Source organism: Marinobacter sp. tcs-11, from assembly GCF_002049515.1.
Taxonomy (GTDB): Bacteria; Pseudomonadota; Gammaproteobacteria; order Pseudomonadales; family Oleiphilaceae; genus Marinobacter; species Marinobacter nauticus.
On the sequence record NZ_LLYU01000006.1, the window covers coordinates 163,425 to 179,925 of the forward strand.

Below are 16,501 nucleotides of genomic sequence, written 5' to 3' on the forward strand. Positions count from 1 at the left end.
AAGTTTTTCAGTCACTACTGGCCAGGCTCCTGCTGCGGCTTGGTCTATCGAATCGAAAGAAGCTTCTGCACTTCATCCACCCGTTCCCGGGCCTCACTCAGCAGTTGCAGACTTCTGGAAGCATTCAGTTCCAGCTCCCCCAGCCGGCGCCATGCCGGCACCTGATCAAAGGCTGGAAGCCCCTCATTCTGGCTGGAGCCAATCATCGAATGCAGTTGGGCAACAATCACCACGTCAACCAGTTGGGGCGCAGTTTCCCGGCACTCATGATGCCAGTCTTCCGCATGGCGCACCGCCTCCACGAAGGCTTTCGGGAACGCCCAGTTCTCAAGTACCGCGCACCCGACATCGGCGCGGAGTTCGTCGATGGCATGGTGCAGGTTTCTGTCATCGGCGAACAGATTGACGTGGTGCTCGGCCTGCACCAGTACAGGAACCACCCCGATATCATGCAGCAACCCCGCCAGTAAGGCTTCCTCAGGATCAATGCGTGTGGCGTGGTCCGCCAGCACCCAGCACAGCGCGGCCACCTCCCGGGAATGGCGCCATAGCTGCTCCATTTCTTTCTGCAATGGCGCCCGACGGGTCTTGAACACCTCGCGCATGGCGAACACCGTCACTAATTGCCGGGTGGTTCGCATGCCCAGACGAACCACGGCCTCACGCACATTGCGGACATCGCTGAAACCGCGATAGAGCGGACTGTTGCAGGAACGTACCAGCTTGGCCGCCATGGCCGGGTCTGCCGACACCGCAGAAGCGACCTCGGTGGCCGACGAGTCCTCCCGGTCCACCACCCGCCGGACTTTCCAGGCCACATCCGGCACACTCGGCAGCTGGACCTGATTGGACCGCAGCTCAGAGTAGAACTCCATCAACAGATGGTGCTCTTCGCTCTGATCTTCGTCGTGATCGGACGAGTCCATTTCCACCTGGGAAATGGGCGCCGCCCTCAGCATCTGGTTCAGCACTTCCTGCTCGATCACCAGAAACTCGCAGGGTTTGACCGCAGTAACGTCATACATCCGGGGCTGCAGACGGGCTACTGGATTGAGAGCTTTGTCGGTCTCAGCCTCAATGGTCGACTTACGACCATCAACCGATTGCAGCTCCACAGCGCCGGAAATCAGAAAATAATCCAGACCATCCCGAACGCCCCGTTCCATGACCCTCTGCCCTGGTCCGTGGGTTCTGCGCTCAGCCCGGCTGGCCAACAACACAAGCTGATCGTCAGTCAGACGGCCCAAAGGCTGAAAACTTTTAAGACGACGTAATGGCAGGCTTTCCTGGCCGCCCATAGGCAGACTCCCCTGAACTGCTGGATAATAAACGGGCATCACATGTTACGTATTGTAATCACCACTCGGGAAAACAGCCATGCGAGCGGCGTCGAATCTGTTATCCTCTGGTCTTTCACTTTATCCGATAACCTAGGGAGAGAACCGCCTACCATGCCCCAGTATCGTTCCCACACTTCTACCGCCGGCCGCAATATGGCCGGTGCCCGCGCCCTCTGGCGTGCCACCGGCATGAAGAACGAGGACTTCGGCAAACCCATCATCGCCGTTGCCAACTCCTTTACCCAGTTTGTGCCCGGGCACGTTCACCTGAAAGACCTGGGCCAGCTGGTTTGCCGCGAGATCGAAGCGGCCGGCGGTGTTGCCAAAGAGTTCAACACCATTGCTGTAGATGATGGTATCGCCATGGGGCACGATGGCATGCTTTACTCCCTGCCGTCGCGGGAAATCATCGCCGACTCGGTGGAATACATGGTCAACGCCCACTGCGCCGATGCGCTGGTGTGCATCTCCAATTGCGACAAGATTACCCCGGGCATGCTAATGGCCGCCATGCGCCTGAACATTCCCACCATTTTTGTTTCCGGCGGCCCGATGGAAGCCGGAAAAACCAAGCTTTCTGAACACAAGCTCGACCTGGTGGATGCCATGGTCATCGCCGCCGATCCAACGGCGACCGATGAGATGGTCGAGGAATACGAACGCAGCGCCTGCCCCACGTGCGGTTCCTGCTCCGGCATGTTCACCGCCAATTCCATGAACTGTCTGACCGAAGCCATCGGCCTGGCCCTGCCCGGCAATGGCTCCATGCTGGCCACCCATGCCGACCGGGAACAGCTGTTCCTGAAAGCCGGTCGCCAGATTGTGGAGAATGCCAAACGCTATTACGAGCAGAACGATGCCAGCGTTCTGCCGCGCAGCATCGCCTCCGTGGAAGCATTCGAGAACGCCATGACCATGGACATTGCCATGGGCGGCTCCACCAACACCATCCTGCACCTGTTGGCTGCGGCCCAGGAGGGCGGTGTTGAATTCTCCATGGCCGATATCGATCGCTTGTCCCGCAAGGTTCCGCAGCTGTGTAAGGTTGCTCCCAACTCCCCCAAGTACCACATGGAAGACGTGCACCGCGCCGGCGGCATCATGGGCATTCTGGGTGAACTGGAGCGCGGCGGCCTGATCAACGTCGACCTGCCCACGGCTCACAGCAAAACCATGCGTGAAGCCCTGGAAACCTGGGACATCATGCGCTCGCCAACACCCGAAGTGATCGAATTCTACAAAGCCGGCCCCGCCGGTATTCCGACTCAGACAGCCTTCAGCCAGAGCACCCGCTGGCCAAGCCTCGATGGCGACCGTGAAGACGGCTGCATCCGCTCCGTGGAACACGCTTATTCTTCAGAAGGCGGTCTGGCGGTACTGTATGGCAATATCGCCCAGGATGGCTGCGTGGTGAAAACCGCGGGCGTTGATGAAAGCATCTACGTCTTCGAGGGCAAGGCCCGGGTCTTCGAAAGCCAGGATTCCGCCGTGGCCGGCATTCTGGGTGACGAGGTCAAGGCCGGTGATGTGGTGATCATTCGGTACGAAGGGCCCAAAGGCGGTCCAGGAATGCAGGAAATGCTCTACCCGACCAGCTACCTGAAATCCAAGGGGCTGGGCAAGGACTGTGCACTGCTGACCGATGGCCGGTTCTCCGGCGGAACTTCAGGGCTCTCCATCGGCCATGCTTCGCCGGAAGCTGCTGCCGGTGGCGCGATTGGTCTGATTGAGGATGGCGATACCATTCTGATCGACATCCCCAACCGATCTATCAATGTTCAGGTCAGTAAGGAAGAACTGGCACAGCGACGGGAAGCACGCGACGCCAGGGGCTGGAAACCGGAGTTACCGAGGGACCGGAAGGTATCCGCCGCCCTCAAAGCCTACGCACTGCTGGCCACCAGTGCCGATAAAGGTGCGGTTCGGGATTTGAGCAAGCTGGACTGAATCTGGACCACAAAAAAGCCCGCAAAGTGTTTGCCTTGCGGGCTTTTTTTTTATCCGGGGACTGGCGTTTACCAGAGCGACCAGCCACCATCTTCGTCTTCTTCGATGGTGTCTTCGGCAGAAGACTCGGTCTCAGCTGGAGCCGGTTCTGCCGGTGCCGCCTGCGCAGTTGCCGCCGGCGCAGACTGGCCCGCATCAGCGGCCGCCTGCTGCACGGTGATCAGCCCCAGAGCACGCTCGGTTTCCTCGTTCAGAATACCGGTTGCCTCAAGGCCGTTGTCTTTCTGGAAGCGGGTCAGTTCCGCCCTGGTCTTGTCATCCATGCTCGGGCTGACATTGGTGATGTCGTAACCGGCGCCATAAAGCGCGTGCTTGAGCGCGACCACTTCATTGGCCTGGGCAACGGGTGCCAGACCCAGCAGGGCGACCGTTCCGACCGCCAGCGCCGTCCTGCCGATGTGACGGGTGACTGTTTTCATGGTTCTCACCTGATCTACTCCTGGATATCTCTGTGACATCTGCTGTTCTGTTTTTATAGTGTGGCGCCTTCCTCTACGTATCAGCGCTTCCTAGACCATAACATAATTTAATCTTCGCGGGCCGGACCATTCTCGGGATTTGCCGGATCGGCATAGTGATACTGGCCAAATTCACGGATAAAAATGCCCCAGAACGCCATGAAAAGCGCCGCCACCAGCGGACCCATGACAAAACCATTGATGCCGAACATAACAATGCCGCCCAGGGTGGACAAAAGCACGAGATAGTCCGGCATTTTGGTGTCCCGCCCTACCAGCACAGGCCGGAGCAGGTTATCCGCCAGACCAATCACGACCACCCCATAGGCGGTCAGAATGATGGCCGGCACAATGTCCCCCACGGCAGCCAGATAGATGGCCGCCGGCACCCAGACAATCGCAGCCCCGACGGCTGGCAGCAATGAGACGATGGCCATGACCACCCCCCACAGCAAGGCTCCGGTAATGCCAAGTATCCAGAAGATTATGCCACCAAGCGCACCCTGAATGATGGCGATCAGCAGGTTACCCTTGACCGTGGCACGGGTGACTTCCGCGAATTTGGCAAACAACAGGCGCTCACGCTCATCACCCAGCGGCAAGGCGCGAATCATCAGCTCTATCAGTTTCTGGCCATCACGGATCAGGAAAAAGGCCAGGTAAACCATCAGAGCCAGCCCCAGAAAGAACTGAAAGGTGTTCTGCCCGATGCCCAGGGCCTGCTTGGCCAGAAATTGACTCCCCCCCAGAAAGGCATTAACGGCGCGGTCCCTCAGATCCGCAAAATTGATGTCAAACTGGGCCAGAAAGGCCTGGATGGCAGGAAACGACTGGTTAACCTGATCAATGTATTCCCCCGGCCGGATCTCTCCGGCCTGGATCTTCTGGTAGATCCCCATACCTTCCGCGATCAGCGCCGCGCCCAGTACCAGCACTGGAATCACCACGATCACCATACACACGAACAGTGTAATCAGGGCGTTTAGTGTCGGCCGGTCGCCAAGTCTGCGTACCAGCAACTGCTGCACCGGATGGAAAATCAGCGCAATGGCCACCGCCCAGAAGATCGGGCCAAAGAACGGCTTCATCAACAGAATGAACGCAAGCGACACACCGAGCAGCATCGCCAGAAAAGTCCGTGTTTCAAGTTTTGCGTACATAGTTAAACAATTCCTGTCCAGAACATGCCCATCGGGGCTGATAGGGAAAGCAGACTACCACGATAGCGTGGCCAGTGTAGTGGGGTTCGCGTTATAGTGGTTGGTTATCAATCAGCCAACAATACAGGTTATGTGGTTGGAAGCAGACAACTTTACCGTGGAGAGCGCGCTGGAGGCCGCACTGGAACTGCAGAAAGTGCTGGCAGCCCGAACCCATCGTCGCAAGGTGATGGGCCAGGAGGTACTCGTGCCCGGCCAGTTGGGCGAGGCCCTGCACCTGCCCAGAACCATCAGCCGCCTGAGTGGCAAGCAGCAACGATTGCGGGATCGCGGCCTGGAGGATTTCCAGGAGCTCTGGCCCACGCTGTCTGAATACACTCGCCAACGGGTTCTGGACGGACTTGGCTGGTACGACCCCAAGCAACTCGACTGGGAGGACAAGCGCTCCAACCGCCGGCCGTTGGTCGATCCTGACGCCTGATACGTACAACTGCGGAAGCCGAAGTGCAGGGCCCAGGCCCGGACTGACTTTGAAATGTCACACTTCGCCCTTACTGTGATCTGATCAGGAGGATAACTATGACAGACAACAACCATTACACTGCCATCCTGGCCCAGGGGAGCGCCGTGCCCACCCTGTTGTGCGGGCATTGCCATTCCATTCTCTCCCGCGCCAGAATTTTCCGTAACCAGGGCGACGCCCATCAGGCCATTGAGTGCAACACCATCGGCCTGTGCTCCGCGGACGATTGCGGCGCGGTGAACTGCTGCGACGAGGCTCTGGCCCAGGTGGAAAACCCAGAACGCCTGTTTGACATCGCATCCTGATTCAAACTGGCAACGCTCTGTTACGCAACTCAAACACACAAAATTCCCATCTGATTTATCCTGACCTTCGACGATTGTCGTACCGATAATCACGCAACCACTCAGTCAGGACAGTCGATGGCATGCGTATTCTGAGAACCGACGAAGCCCGCTTCGCAGGCCTCCCGGATTACCCCTTTTCAGCACACTATCTGGATGTTGAGCCAGGTCTTCGGATGCACTATGTAGACGAAGGGCCCGCCCACGCAGACCCAGTGGTGATGCTTCACGGGGAGCCATCCTGGTCCTATCTCTACCGGCACATGATTCCGCTTGTCGCCGAAGCGGGCCATCGGGTGCTGGCGCCCGATCTGATTGGTTTTGGCAAGTCAGACAAACCCGCCGATGTCAGCGACTACAGTTATGACAGCCACATGCGCTGGCTGACCCACTGGCTTGAAACACTGGACCTGACCAACGTCACGCTGGTGTGTCAGAACTGGGGCTCACTGCTGGGATTAAGGCTGGCGGCAGAGCATCATCGTCGGTTCAGCCGGATCATTGTCGGCAACGGCATGCTGCCAACGGGGGACACCCGGGTACCGGCCGTCTTCAGACTCTGGAAGGCGTTTGCCAGCCATAGCCCCTGGTTTCCGATAGGCCGGATTGTCCAGCTTGGTACCGAACGGTCACTAAGCCCGGCCGAAATAGCCGCCTACGAGGCGCCCTTCCCGACACCGGATTACAAAGCCGGTGCCCGGGCGTTCCCGGCACTGGTGCCAACCTCACCCAACGACCCGGCCAGCGCCGCCAACCGGGAAGCCTGGCGCGTGCTGGAAAAATGGCGCAAACCCTTTATCACCTGCTTCAGCAGCGGCGACCCGATTACCCGGGGTGGCGACCGTTATATGCAGCGGCGAATCCCCGGAGCCTTCGGCCAGCCCCATATCACCCTCAACGGCGGACATTTCCTGCAGGAAGATTCCCCCCGACAGTTTGCCCGGGTCATTCTGGACGCGCTCAAAGCCGAGATGGCGGCCTGATAGCCAGGCCCGCCTCACTCAGCCGAAGACTGTAACCGTTTGCCGGCTCAGGGCCACCAGTTCACCGGCCGGAGTCCAGATACCAGCATGAGTGTGACCATATCCGGCGCCAGCCTGGTCGATGGTTGCCCGGTACAGCAGCCAGTCATCCGGCTTCATGGCAGGCCGGGGATGGACAATCTCCAGCGCCCAGCTCAGGGAACTGGCTGGCGCCGGCCCCTTGAGATGCGGCAACAGCGCCGGTGGCCAGGCATCTACCAGAGCAACAATGTGGGCGTCGGTCATAGTCTCCGGGGCTTCCCGGAACTTCATCCAGCCCCCCATTTCGCGCCCGCCCTTACCGGAGAATGGCATATGGCCAAACGCCCAGCGCATTTCGACATGACGGGTAAACTCCGGCGTCACTTTCGGGATATACGGAAGTGACTGACATTGCTCTACCGGCACCGCTTCCGGCGCCGATGTCGGCGCCACTCGGACAGCAGACTCACGGTCTCCCCCGAAACTGGCCAGACAGACAAGGCGGGGCTCGCCATTCTGAAGGATCCGTCCCTGGACCTGGGATACTGCCTTGCCTTCACGCAGGACTTCGGCCTCAACACGGGCCGGCACATCCGGCTCTACGGGGCCGACAAAAGACACCTGAAGAGCCCGCATGGCGCGATCATCCGCCACTTTTGATGCCATCACCTCAAACACCAGGGCCGCGACCAGGCCGCCGAACGTGGCACGTCCCTGGCCCCAGTCTGACGGTATCACCACTTCGCAGTTATTCCGGACATCACCGAGAAGGTCATCGAACGTCATTTGTTTTAGATCCTGTTCATTAGCCTGCAAACCGGTAAGACTGCACCACTTGTCGAAGCCTGACAATAGGCCGGCCCCGGCAACTACCTATCGATTGCCTGGCAATAGTCGTATAAAAACCACCCCAAACAGACTATAATGCGCCAAAATCATGCATTGCCTTTGCAGTGCGATACCCTCCGAATACCGAGTACATTCATGTCAGAATTGTCTTTTGCCGAACTGGGGCTGGATCCAGCAGTACTGGAAGCCGTCTCCGCCGTTGGCTATGAAACCCCGTCGCCCATCCAGGCGCAATCCATCCCTGCTCTGCTGGCCGGCAACCACCTGTTGGGCGTCGCCCAGACAGGCACCGGCAAGACCGCAGCCTTCGCCCTGCCATTGCTGAGCCGGATTGATGCTAACGTGGCCGAGCCACAGATTCTGGTGCTGGCCCCTACCCGGGAGCTGGCGATTCAGGTCGCGGAAGCGTTCACCACCTACGCCAGCAAGTTCCGCAATTTTCATGTTCTGCCAATTTACGGTGGCCAGGATTTCTCACCACAGATTCGCGGCCTCAAGCGTGGCGCCCAGGTTATTGTGGGCACACCTGGCCGCATGCTCGACCATCTGCGCAAGGGCACCCTGAAGCTGGACGGCCTGAAGGCACTGGTACTGGACGAAGCCGACGAAATGCTGCGCATGGGCTTCATTGATGACGTGGAAGCCATCCTGGCGAAGACGCCGGACACCTGCCAGCGCGCGCTCTTCTCGGCCACCATGCCGCCACAGATCAAGAAAGTGGCGCAGACTTACCTGAAAAACGCTACCGAAGTAAGAATCGAGAGCGAAACCCGCACGGTTGAACGCATCGCTCAGTTTGTGCTGCCGGTCTACGCCGAGCGCAAGCTGGATGCGCTGACCCGCATTCTGGAAGTGGAGCCTTTTGACGCCTCGATCATTTTCGTGCGCACCAAGGCCGAAACCACCATGCTGGCAGAAAAACTGTCCGCACGCGGCCACGCTGTGGCGCCCCTGAGCGGCGACCTGAACCAACGCCAACGCGAACAGACCGTTGAAGACCTCAAGCGTGGCAAGAAAGACATCATCATTGCCACCGACGTCGCCGCCCGTGGTCTGGACGTGCCCCGGATTACTCACGTTATCAACTACGACGTGCCCTACGACACCGAGGCGTACATCCACCGGGTTGGCCGTACTGGCCGTGCCGGCCGTACCGGCAAGGCTATCCTGCTGGTGACTCCGCGTGAGCGCAGCTGGCTGCGCACTCTGGAGCGGGCCACCAACTCCCCGATGGAACCTTACCAGTTGCCGTCACCTGCCGCCCTGCAGAAAATGCGGGTAGAGCAGTTTGAGGCGCAACTGCTGGGCTTCACCGACGATCCTCGCGCTGCCAAGGCCATCGCCCTGCTGGATGAGATCGCCGAGCGTAACGATATGGACATGGCCGCCATCGCCGGCGCCATGGCTTGCCTGCTGGAAGCTTCCCAGCCAGACTCTCTGCCGCTGGAACAGCCGGAAGCACTGCCGGAGATTTCCGCCGCGCCCCGCCGGGACCGTAAAGGCCCGCCACCAGGCAAAGGCGGTTTCCGCAAAGGCGGCCCTGGCAAGAAGTTCAGCAAGGATGGCAAACCCGGCTTCCGCAAGAGCGGGCCGAAAGGTGGCAAGCCCGCCGGCAAGGGCGGCAAACCTGCAGGAAAAGGCCCCAAGCGCGCGCCGCGCTGAGGCCTGATTGGCTAGCCGGTCATTCTGACCGGCTACGCTGGTATACGACAAAGCTGTAGTCGTAAGGATTGTTGTCAGACGCAGAAAAATCTTCGCGCCCGATCTCTTCCCACTCGTCCCAGTTCACTTCCGGAAAGAAGGCATCTCCGTCCACCTCTGCGTGCACCTGGGTGATGTATATCCGGTCAACCATTGGCAGCGCTTCGGCATAGATCTGGCCTCCGCCAATAATCATCACTTCATCACCACCTTCCAACTCCGCCTGGGCTTCGGCTTTCACCAACGCTTCGTTCAGCGACGCTGCGGCAACGGTTCCGGCTGGCGCCTGCCATTCCGGATTTCTGGAAATCACCACGTTCATCCGCCCGGGCAAAGGCCGGCCGATGGAGTCCCAGGTCTTTCTACCCATGATAATGGGCTTGCCCATGGTGGCCTGCTTGAAGTAGCGCAGATCACCTGGCAGATACCAGGGCAGCTTGTTATTCCGGCCGATCACCCGGTTTCGGGCCATGGCTACGATAAGGGCCTTGCGCATAACGGGTTCCTTGCTCAAATCGCTATAGGGGCTTTGATCACGGGGTACGGGTCGTAACCTTCGAACTCGAAATCTTCCAGCTCGTAGCCAAAGATGGATTCCGGTTTACGTTTGATGACCAGCTTCGGCAGCGCGCGGGGTTCACGCCGGAGCTGTTCAAATACGATGTCGTCCGTCAGATGATTCCGGTACAAGTGGCAATCACCAAACGTGTGCACGAACTCGCCCACCCCCAGATCACACTGCTGCGCAATCATATGGGTCAGCAAGGCATAGGACGCAATATTGAAGGGCACGCCCAGGAACAGGTCGGCGCTGCGCTGATAGAGCTGGCAAGACAGCTTGCCGTCGGCGACATAGAACTGAAACAGACAGTGGCAAGGCGCCAGGGCCATGCGCCCCTCCCGCACGTTATCCTGCGGACTGATGGACTCGTCCGGCAGCTCGGCCGGATTCCAGGCGGAGACGATCAGGCGCCGGGAGTTGGGCTTGGTGCGAATCTGCTCGATCACCTCGCTGATCTGGTCAATCACGCGGCCGTCGTGGCATTGCCAGCTGCGCCACTGCTTGCCGTAGATCGGACCGAGATCGCCGTTTTCCAGTGCCCACTCATTCCAGATGCTGACTTTGCGTTCCGTCAGCCAGGTGTTGTCGGTGGAGCCCTTGAGGAACCACAAGAGTTCATAAATGATGCTGCGCAGGTGGACCTTCTTGGTCGTCACCAGCGGGAAACCGTCCTGCAGATTGAAACGCATCTGGCGGCCGAACACCGAGCGGGTGCCCACGCCGGTGCGATCACCTTTGTCGAATCCGTTATCGACAACATCCTGCATCAGATCGAGATAGGCTTTCATTGGACGTTTCTCCGATAAGCAAGGAACATCAGGGCGGCGCCGGCGGCAATCATCGGTGCAGAGAGCACCTGCCCCATCGTCAACCAGTCAAAGGCCAGGTAACCCAACTGTGGATCTGGCTGGCGAACGAACTCCACCAGGAAACGGAAGATGCCATAGCACACCAGAAACAGGCCGGACACTGCCATTTTCGGGCGGGGCCTTGAGGAGAACCACCAGAGAATCACGAACAGGAGTACGCCTTCCAGCGCGAACTGATATAACTGCGACGGGTGCCTGGCAAGGCTGTCTGGCGCCTGCGGAAAGACCATGCCCCAGGCTACGTCTGTCGGTTTTCCCCAGAGTTCGCCGTTTATGAAATTTCCGATTCGCCCGGCACCCAGCCCAACCGGGACCAAGGGCGCGACAAAATCGGCAATTTTCCAGAACCCGGCTCCGGTTTTTCGGCCATACCACCACATGGCCAGCATTACCCCCAGCAACCCGCCATGGAAAGACATACCGCCTTCCCAGACCCGGAGCAACCAGAGCGGGTCCGCTATAAAGGTATCGAAGTTGTAAAACACTACATAGCCAAAGCGGCCACCGAGGATCACACCCAGGGCCATATAGAACAGCAGATCACCCACCTGCTCTTCCTGCAGTGGCGACCAGGGCTTGCGGGACCGAAGACGGCCCAGCCACCAGCCGGCGGCAAACCCGACCAGATAGGTCAGGCCATACCAGTGAATTTTCAACGGCCCAAGGGCGATCGCCACCGGGTCAAACTGTGGATGTTGCAGCATGAATGCTCTCTCAGCTCAGAAGAAACCGTAAACCAACCAGAACCAGCATAATGGCAAAGATGCGCTTGAGCAGACGCCCATCCAGACGATGGGCCAGCCCGGCGCCGATTCGTGCAAAGAACACACTGGTGGCAACCACACCCACCAACGCCGGCAGGTAGATAAAACCAAGACTCAGCTCGGGCAGATCGGGATCCTGCCAGCCGGTCCAGACATTGGCCAGGGCGCCCGCAATTGCAATCGGGAAGCCGCAAGCAGCCGAAGTCGCCACCGCCTGCTGCATTTTGACGTTGCACCAGCTCAAATAGGGTACGGTCAGAGTGCCACCACCAATACCGAAGATGGCCGATGCCCAGCCAATGATACCGCCGGCTGCCCCGAGCCCTGTGGTGCCCGGAACATCCCGCCCCGGCTTCGGATTGACCTCAAGAATCATCTTCAGTGCCACCAGAATGACGAACACCCCGATAATGGTTTCCAGCACCGGGCCACTCAGCATCGCAGCTGTCCAGGCACCAAGCACAGCACCAACCACAATACCAAAAGTCATGGGGCGAAACAGATCCCAGCGTACTGCGCCATGCTGGTGGTGGGTACGTATGGAACTGATGGAGGTAAAGACAATGGTGGCCAGAGACGTCCCCACAGCAAGATGGGCTGCAATCTCCGGGCTGATCCCCTGCAGCCCGAAACTGAAGATCAGTACCGGCACAATCACCAGACCGCCACCAATGCCAAACAGACCGGCCATGGTGCCCGCCAGTGCACCCAATAAAAGATACAGTACGATGATGCCTATCATGCTCATGGTTACAGACCACCCCGGCTCAGATCAGGCTGGTATGATACGCAGGAATGCCAGCAACTTCAGCCCACGCATCCAAGGAATTCCGTTCACCCATGTGCCTAATTGCTTTTGCCATCGGCCAGAACCCCCGCTTTCCCCTGGTGGTTGCTGCCAACCGGGATGAATTCTTCCGCCGTCCCACGGCCGCCATGGACTGGTGGCAGGCCGACAGCGGTCAGCATCTGCTGGCCGGGAGAGACCTGGCTTCTGGCGGCACCTGGCTGGCCATCAGCGCGAACGGTCAGGTTGCCGCTGTCACCAATGTGCGGGAGGGTAGCCCGGAAACCGGTCGCTCCAGCCGCGGCGAGCTGCCCGTTCGTGCCCTGGCTGAACCCGCCAGCGTATTGGGCGCTGCTCTGAACAGCGAACCCGATCGGTACGCCGGATTTAACCTGGTGTCTCTGACAGAACGCGGCGGCTGGTATTACAGCAACCGCGACGCGCACCCGGGGCGCCAACTCTTCCGAGGCAGCTTTGGTCTTAGCAATCATCTTTTACAGACACCCTGGCCGAAACTGCTGCGCCTGAGAAAGGCCTTTGCCACCGTGGTTGAAGCTGCGAGCCACCGTACCGAGGACTTGCACAACCAACTCCTGCCTTTGCTTCAGGACACCAGCCCGGCGCCCGACGCCATGCTTCCCGATACTGGCGTAGGCATTGAGACCGAACGATTTCTATCGTCACCGTTCATTGTCGGCAGTGACTACGGCACACGGGCCACTACCATCGTCACACTGGACGCACAGGGCGAAGCCAGGGTGACAGAACAATCCTGGGGACCCAATGCCCAGCCCCTGGAAAAACGGCAATTCAGCTGGCAGCGATAGCAAACCGACTCTGTTATAATCCGCGCAATTTCCGAAACACCCGACCGGAGGTCGCCCCATGGCCGGCGAGAACACCAGCAGCGCTTCCATAGCCGACTTTGAGAAATCCCTGAACGAACTGGAACAACTGGTTCGTGACCTGGAACAGGGCGAACTGTCCCTGGAACAATCACTGGCGGCTTTCGAGCGCGGCGTCAAGCTGACACGGGAGTGCCAGAGTGCCCTGAAATCCGCCGAACAGCGGGTCGAGCAGCTGGTGCAGAACAGTGACGGCACACTGGAAACCCGGCCTTTCTCAGCAGACGACGAGCAGTGATGGACCATCGCATCCGCCAGGCGGAGGCCTATCTGGACCAGTGCCGCCACCAGGTTGATCGGGAGCTGGACCGCTGCCTTGCCCGCAACGCCACCTCAGAACGGCTCCAGGAAACCATGCGTTACAGCGTTCTGGGCGGCGGCAAACGAGTGCGCCCGGCTCTGTGCATGGCTGCCGCCCGAGCCATGGGCAGCGACGAAAGCACGGCCCTGGCGCCAGCCTGCGCCCTGGAACTGATTCACGCCTATTCCCTGGTCCACGATGACTTACCGGCCATGGACGATGACGATCTCCGCAGGGGCCGACCGACCGCTCACATTGCCTTTGACGAAGCTTCGGCCATTCTGGCCGGGGATGCACTGCAAACACTGGCGTTTGCGTTGCTATCCGATGCGCCGGCGTTGTCAGATCGACAACGCGTGACCATGATCTCGGAGCTGGCCCGGGCCAGCGGTCATCAAGGCATGGTTGGCGGTCAGGCCATTGATCTGGAATCCGTTGGGCGACAGCTGAGCGTGGCGCAACTGGAAGCCATGCACCGGCACAAAACCGGCGCCCTGATCGAAGCCAGTGTTCGCCTGGGCGCACTAACCTCTGAAACCGTGACCGAGTGCCAGTTGAGCAACCTGACGGATTACGCCAGCGCACTGGGGCTCGCGTTTCAGGTGCAGGACGATCTTCTAGATATTGAGGGCGACACCGAGGTCATCGGAAAACGCCAGGGCTCTGATGCCGCCAGGGCAAAACCCACGTATCCGGCATTACTGGGTATCGAGGGAGCTCGCCAGCACCTGGCCCGACTCCTTGATGAAGCTCTTAGCGCACTGGAGAGCTTCGACTCGGAAGCCGACACCCTGAGGGCCATGGCTGACTACGTAGTGGCACGCAGCCACTGAACCATTTCAAGGCCAAGCATCACCATTTTGTAACAACTGGCCCGGGATGTATGAAACCGGGCCGCCTGTTCCCTTATAATGCCAGCCATAGAACCCACATTCCGATAAAGACCCGAGCTGATGCAGGACACATACATTTTCAGGGAAATCCCGTCGCAGCGACCCAATACGCCGTTGCTCGACCGGATAGACGTGCCATCCCAGCTGCGTGAACTGCCAGCTGAGGACTTGCCCCGGCTGGCCAGGGAATTGCGAGCGTTCTTGCTGTGGTCAGTGGGCCAGACCGGTGGTCATTTCGGCGCTGGCCTTGGCGTGCTCGAACTGACGGTGGCCCTGCACTACGTTTTCAATACCCCCGAAGACCGGCTGGTATGGGACGTCGGCCACCAGGCCTATCCCCACAAGATTCTGACCGGTCGCAAGGAACAAATGGGCAGCATTCGCCGTAAAGGGGGCCTGGCCGGCTTCCCGAAACGGGCAGAGAGCGAGTACGACACCTTCGGCGTAGGTCATTCGAGCACATCCATCAGCGCGGCACTGGGCATGGCAATCGCCGCCCGGATGCAGAACACCGGCCGCAAGAGCATTGCCGTTATCGGGGATGGTGCCATGACTGCGGGTATGGCCTTTGAAGCCCTGAATCATGCCGGACACCTTCATGCCGACATGCTGGTGGTGCTGAACGACAACGACATGTCGATTTCACGCAACGTCGGCGGGCTTTCCAACTATTTCGCCAAGCTGCTCTCCAGCCGTACCTACAATCAGGTGCGCGACAGCAGCAAGAAGGTGCTCAAAGGCACTCCTCACCTGATGGCCCTGGCAAAGAAAACCGAAGAACATTTCAAGGGTATGATTGCGCCCGGCACGCTGTTTGAGGAGCTGGGGTTCAACTATATTGGCCCCATCGACGGCCACGACCTGCCCTTGCTGGTGGAAACCCTGGAGAACATCCGTGAGCTGGAAGGCCCGCAGTTCCTGCACGTGGTCACAACCAAAGGCAAAGGTTTTGCCCCTGCCGAAGCGGACCCGATTGGCTACCATGCCATCAACAAGATTGAACCGGTGCCCGCCAGCAAGCCGGAACCGGTGAAGCCGAAACCGGCCAGCCCGAAATACGCCAACGTCTTCGGGCAGTGGCTATGCGATGCCGCCGAACAGGACAGCCGGGTAGCCGGAATTACTCCCGCCATGTGCGAGGGTTCAGACCTGCTGGCCTTTTCAGAGCGTTTCCCGGATCGCTATTTTGATGTCGCCATTGCCGAGCAGCATGCGGTCACCCTGGCGGCGGGTCTGGCTTGCGATGGTGCCAAGCCGGTCGTGGCCATTTACTCAACATTTCTGCAGCGAGCCTATGACCAGTTGGTACACGATGTCGCCATCCAGAACCTGGACGTCCTGTTTGCCATTGATCGTGCGGGCCTGGTCGGCGAAGACGGCCCCACCCACGCTGGCGCCTTCGACATCAGCTATCTACGCTGCATTCCCAACATGCTGGTGATGACGCCGTCGGACGAAAACGAAACCCGACAGCTACTGCACACCGGCCTTGAATACAGCGGCCCGGCTGCCGTTCGCTACCCCCGGGGAACCGGACCTGGGGCCGAAATCCAGCAGCAACTCACCCCACTGCCCATCGGCAAGGGCCGGCGCGTACGCGACGGTAGCGGTATTGCCATCCTTAATTTCGGCACTCTGTTGGCGCCGGGACTGGAGGCAGCAGAAGCCTTGGGCGCCACGGTCGCCGACATGCGCTTCGTCAAGCCTCTGGATGAGGCCCTGGTACTGGAACTGGCGGAAACCCACGACCTGCTGGTCACCCTGGAAGAAAACGTTATTGCCGGTGGCGCCGGCAGCGCGGTGACGGAATTCCTGAATGCCCGCCAGGTTTCCATGCCGGTATTACAACTGGGACTGCCGGACGCGTTCGTTGAACACGGTCAGCATAAGGAATTACTGCGGGACTGTGGGCTGGATGCCGAAGGCATTCTTCGCAGCATTGCCACGCGAATGGAGCAGCTCGGATACCCGACAGTGGTGGCGGCTAAATAACTCGGGAACGAAGGCGGATCACAACTGATCCGCCAGAGGTCG

At 59.5% G+C, this 16,501-nt stretch carries 17 protein-coding genes; 9 read left to right on the forward strand and 8 right to left on the reverse strand.

The window, feature by feature from the left end; translation table 11 throughout:
- Positions 1-44 precede the first annotated feature (44 nt).
- A complete protein-coding gene (locus ARC85_RS09165) occupies positions 45-1,298 on the reverse strand; it encodes an HDOD domain-containing protein (protein WP_014420656.1) in 1,254 nt (417 codons plus the stop codon).
- A gap of 153 nt (positions 1,299-1,451) precedes the next feature.
- Between ARC85_RS09165 and ilvD the strand changes: the two genes are divergently transcribed.
- Positions 1,452-3,287, forward strand: a complete 1,836-nt coding sequence (gene ilvD, locus ARC85_RS09170) for a dihydroxy-acid dehydratase (protein WP_023008900.1) — start codon at positions 1,452-1,454, stop codon at positions 3,285-3,287.
- Between the two features lie 68 nt (positions 3,288-3,355).
- Here ilvD and ARC85_RS09175 read toward each other — a convergent pair whose 3' ends face one another.
- Together ARC85_RS09175 and ARC85_RS09180 are read right to left on the reverse strand one after the other, a co-directional pair.
- On the reverse strand, positions 3,356-3,766 hold the full coding sequence (locus ARC85_RS09175; protein ID WP_022991974.1) for a peptidoglycan-binding domain-containing protein: 411 nt from the start codon (positions 3,764-3,766) through the stop codon (positions 3,356-3,358).
- Positions 3,767-3,873: 107 nt separating this feature from the next.
- The gene (locus ARC85_RS09180) at positions 3,874-4,965 is read right to left on the reverse strand and encodes an AI-2E family transporter (RefSeq protein WP_022991975.1); all 1,092 of its coding nucleotides are present in this window, start codon (positions 4,963-4,965) and stop codon (positions 3,874-3,876) included.
- A 130-nt stretch (positions 4,966-5,095) separates the two neighbouring features.
- Between ARC85_RS09180 and ARC85_RS09185 the strand changes: the two genes are divergently transcribed.
- The 3 genes from ARC85_RS09185 (at position 5,096) to ARC85_RS09195 (ending at position 6,815) form a co-directional block, all read left to right on the forward strand.
- The gene (locus ARC85_RS09185; protein ID WP_014420653.1) at positions 5,096-5,446 is read left to right on the forward strand and encodes a hypothetical protein; all 351 of its coding nucleotides are present in this window, start codon (positions 5,096-5,098) and stop codon (positions 5,444-5,446) included.
- Positions 5,447-5,544: 98 nt separating this feature from the next.
- Positions 5,545-5,793, forward strand: coding sequence for a hypothetical protein (locus tag ARC85_RS09190; protein ID WP_011785886.1), 249 nt, complete (start codon positions 5,545-5,547; stop codon positions 5,791-5,793).
- A 122-nt stretch (positions 5,794-5,915) separates the two neighbouring features.
- Positions 5,916-6,815: a haloalkane dehalogenase gene (locus ARC85_RS09195; protein ID WP_014420652.1), complete on the forward strand. Its 900-nt coding sequence runs from the start codon at positions 5,916-5,918 to the stop codon at positions 6,813-6,815.
- A gap of 18 nt (positions 6,816-6,833) precedes the next feature.
- Here the strand turns inward: ARC85_RS09195 and ARC85_RS09200 are convergent, their stop codons facing one another.
- A complete protein-coding gene (locus ARC85_RS09200) occupies positions 6,834-7,622 on the reverse strand; it encodes an acyl-CoA thioesterase (protein ID WP_113879824.1) in 789 nt (262 codons plus the stop codon).
- Between the two features lie 198 nt (positions 7,623-7,820).
- On the opposite strand from ARC85_RS09200, the gene ARC85_RS09205 reads away from it, so the two are divergent.
- Positions 7,821-9,347 (forward strand): DEAD/DEAH box helicase, encoded by a 1,527-nt coding sequence (locus ARC85_RS09205; RefSeq protein WP_022991977.1) that lies wholly within the window; start codon positions 7,821-7,823, stop codon positions 9,345-9,347.
- A 19-nt stretch (positions 9,348-9,366) separates the two neighbouring features.
- On the opposite strand, the gene ARC85_RS09210 is transcribed toward ARC85_RS09205, so the two are convergent.
- From ARC85_RS09210 to ARC85_RS09225, 4 genes are read right to left on the reverse strand one after another with little or no spacing between them, the layout of a single operon-like run.
- The gene (locus ARC85_RS09210; RefSeq protein WP_014420650.1) at positions 9,367-9,882 is read right to left on the reverse strand and encodes a dihydrofolate reductase; all 516 of its coding nucleotides are present in this window, start codon (positions 9,880-9,882) and stop codon (positions 9,367-9,369) included.
- A gap of 14 nt (positions 9,883-9,896) precedes the next feature.
- Complete coding sequence (locus tag ARC85_RS09215; RefSeq protein ID WP_023008903.1) at positions 9,897-10,736, reverse strand: thymidylate synthase; 840 nt, start codon at positions 10,734-10,736, stop codon at positions 9,897-9,899.
- The gene (lgt, locus tag ARC85_RS09220) at positions 10,733-11,521 is read right to left on the reverse strand and encodes a prolipoprotein diacylglyceryl transferase (RefSeq protein ID WP_113879823.1); all 789 of its coding nucleotides are present in this window, start codon (positions 11,519-11,521) and stop codon (positions 10,733-10,735) included. Before lgt ends, ARC85_RS09215 begins: the two co-directional genes overlap by 4 nt.
- A gap of 10 nt (positions 11,522-11,531) precedes the next feature.
- On the reverse strand, positions 11,532-12,329 hold the full coding sequence (locus ARC85_RS09225) for a sulfite exporter TauE/SafE family protein (protein WP_011785893.1): 798 nt from the start codon (positions 12,327-12,329) through the stop codon (positions 11,532-11,534).
- 92 nt (positions 12,330-12,421) lie between these two features.
- On the opposite strand from ARC85_RS09225, the gene ARC85_RS09230 reads away from it, so the two are divergent.
- The 4 genes from ARC85_RS09230 (at position 12,422) to dxs (ending at position 16,459) form a co-directional block, all read left to right on the forward strand.
- The gene (locus ARC85_RS09230) at positions 12,422-13,195 is read left to right on the forward strand and encodes an NRDE family protein (protein ID WP_022991979.1); all 774 of its coding nucleotides are present in this window, start codon (positions 12,422-12,424) and stop codon (positions 13,193-13,195) included.
- A gap of 58 nt (positions 13,196-13,253) precedes the next feature.
- Complete coding sequence (locus ARC85_RS09235) at positions 13,254-13,511, forward strand: exodeoxyribonuclease VII small subunit (protein ID WP_011785895.1); 258 nt, start codon at positions 13,254-13,256, stop codon at positions 13,509-13,511.
- Positions 13,511-14,407: a (2E,6E)-farnesyl diphosphate synthase gene (ispA, locus tag ARC85_RS09240; RefSeq protein WP_113879822.1), complete on the forward strand. Its 897-nt coding sequence runs from the start codon at positions 13,511-13,513 to the stop codon at positions 14,405-14,407. The genes ARC85_RS09235 and ispA overlap by 1 nt, the downstream gene beginning before the upstream one ends.
- Before the next feature lie 120 nt (positions 14,408-14,527).
- The gene (dxs, locus tag ARC85_RS09245; RefSeq protein ID WP_036149266.1) at positions 14,528-16,459 is read left to right on the forward strand and encodes a 1-deoxy-D-xylulose-5-phosphate synthase; all 1,932 of its coding nucleotides are present in this window, start codon (positions 14,528-14,530) and stop codon (positions 16,457-16,459) included.
- The last annotated feature ends 42 nt before the right edge of the window (positions 16,460-16,501 follow it).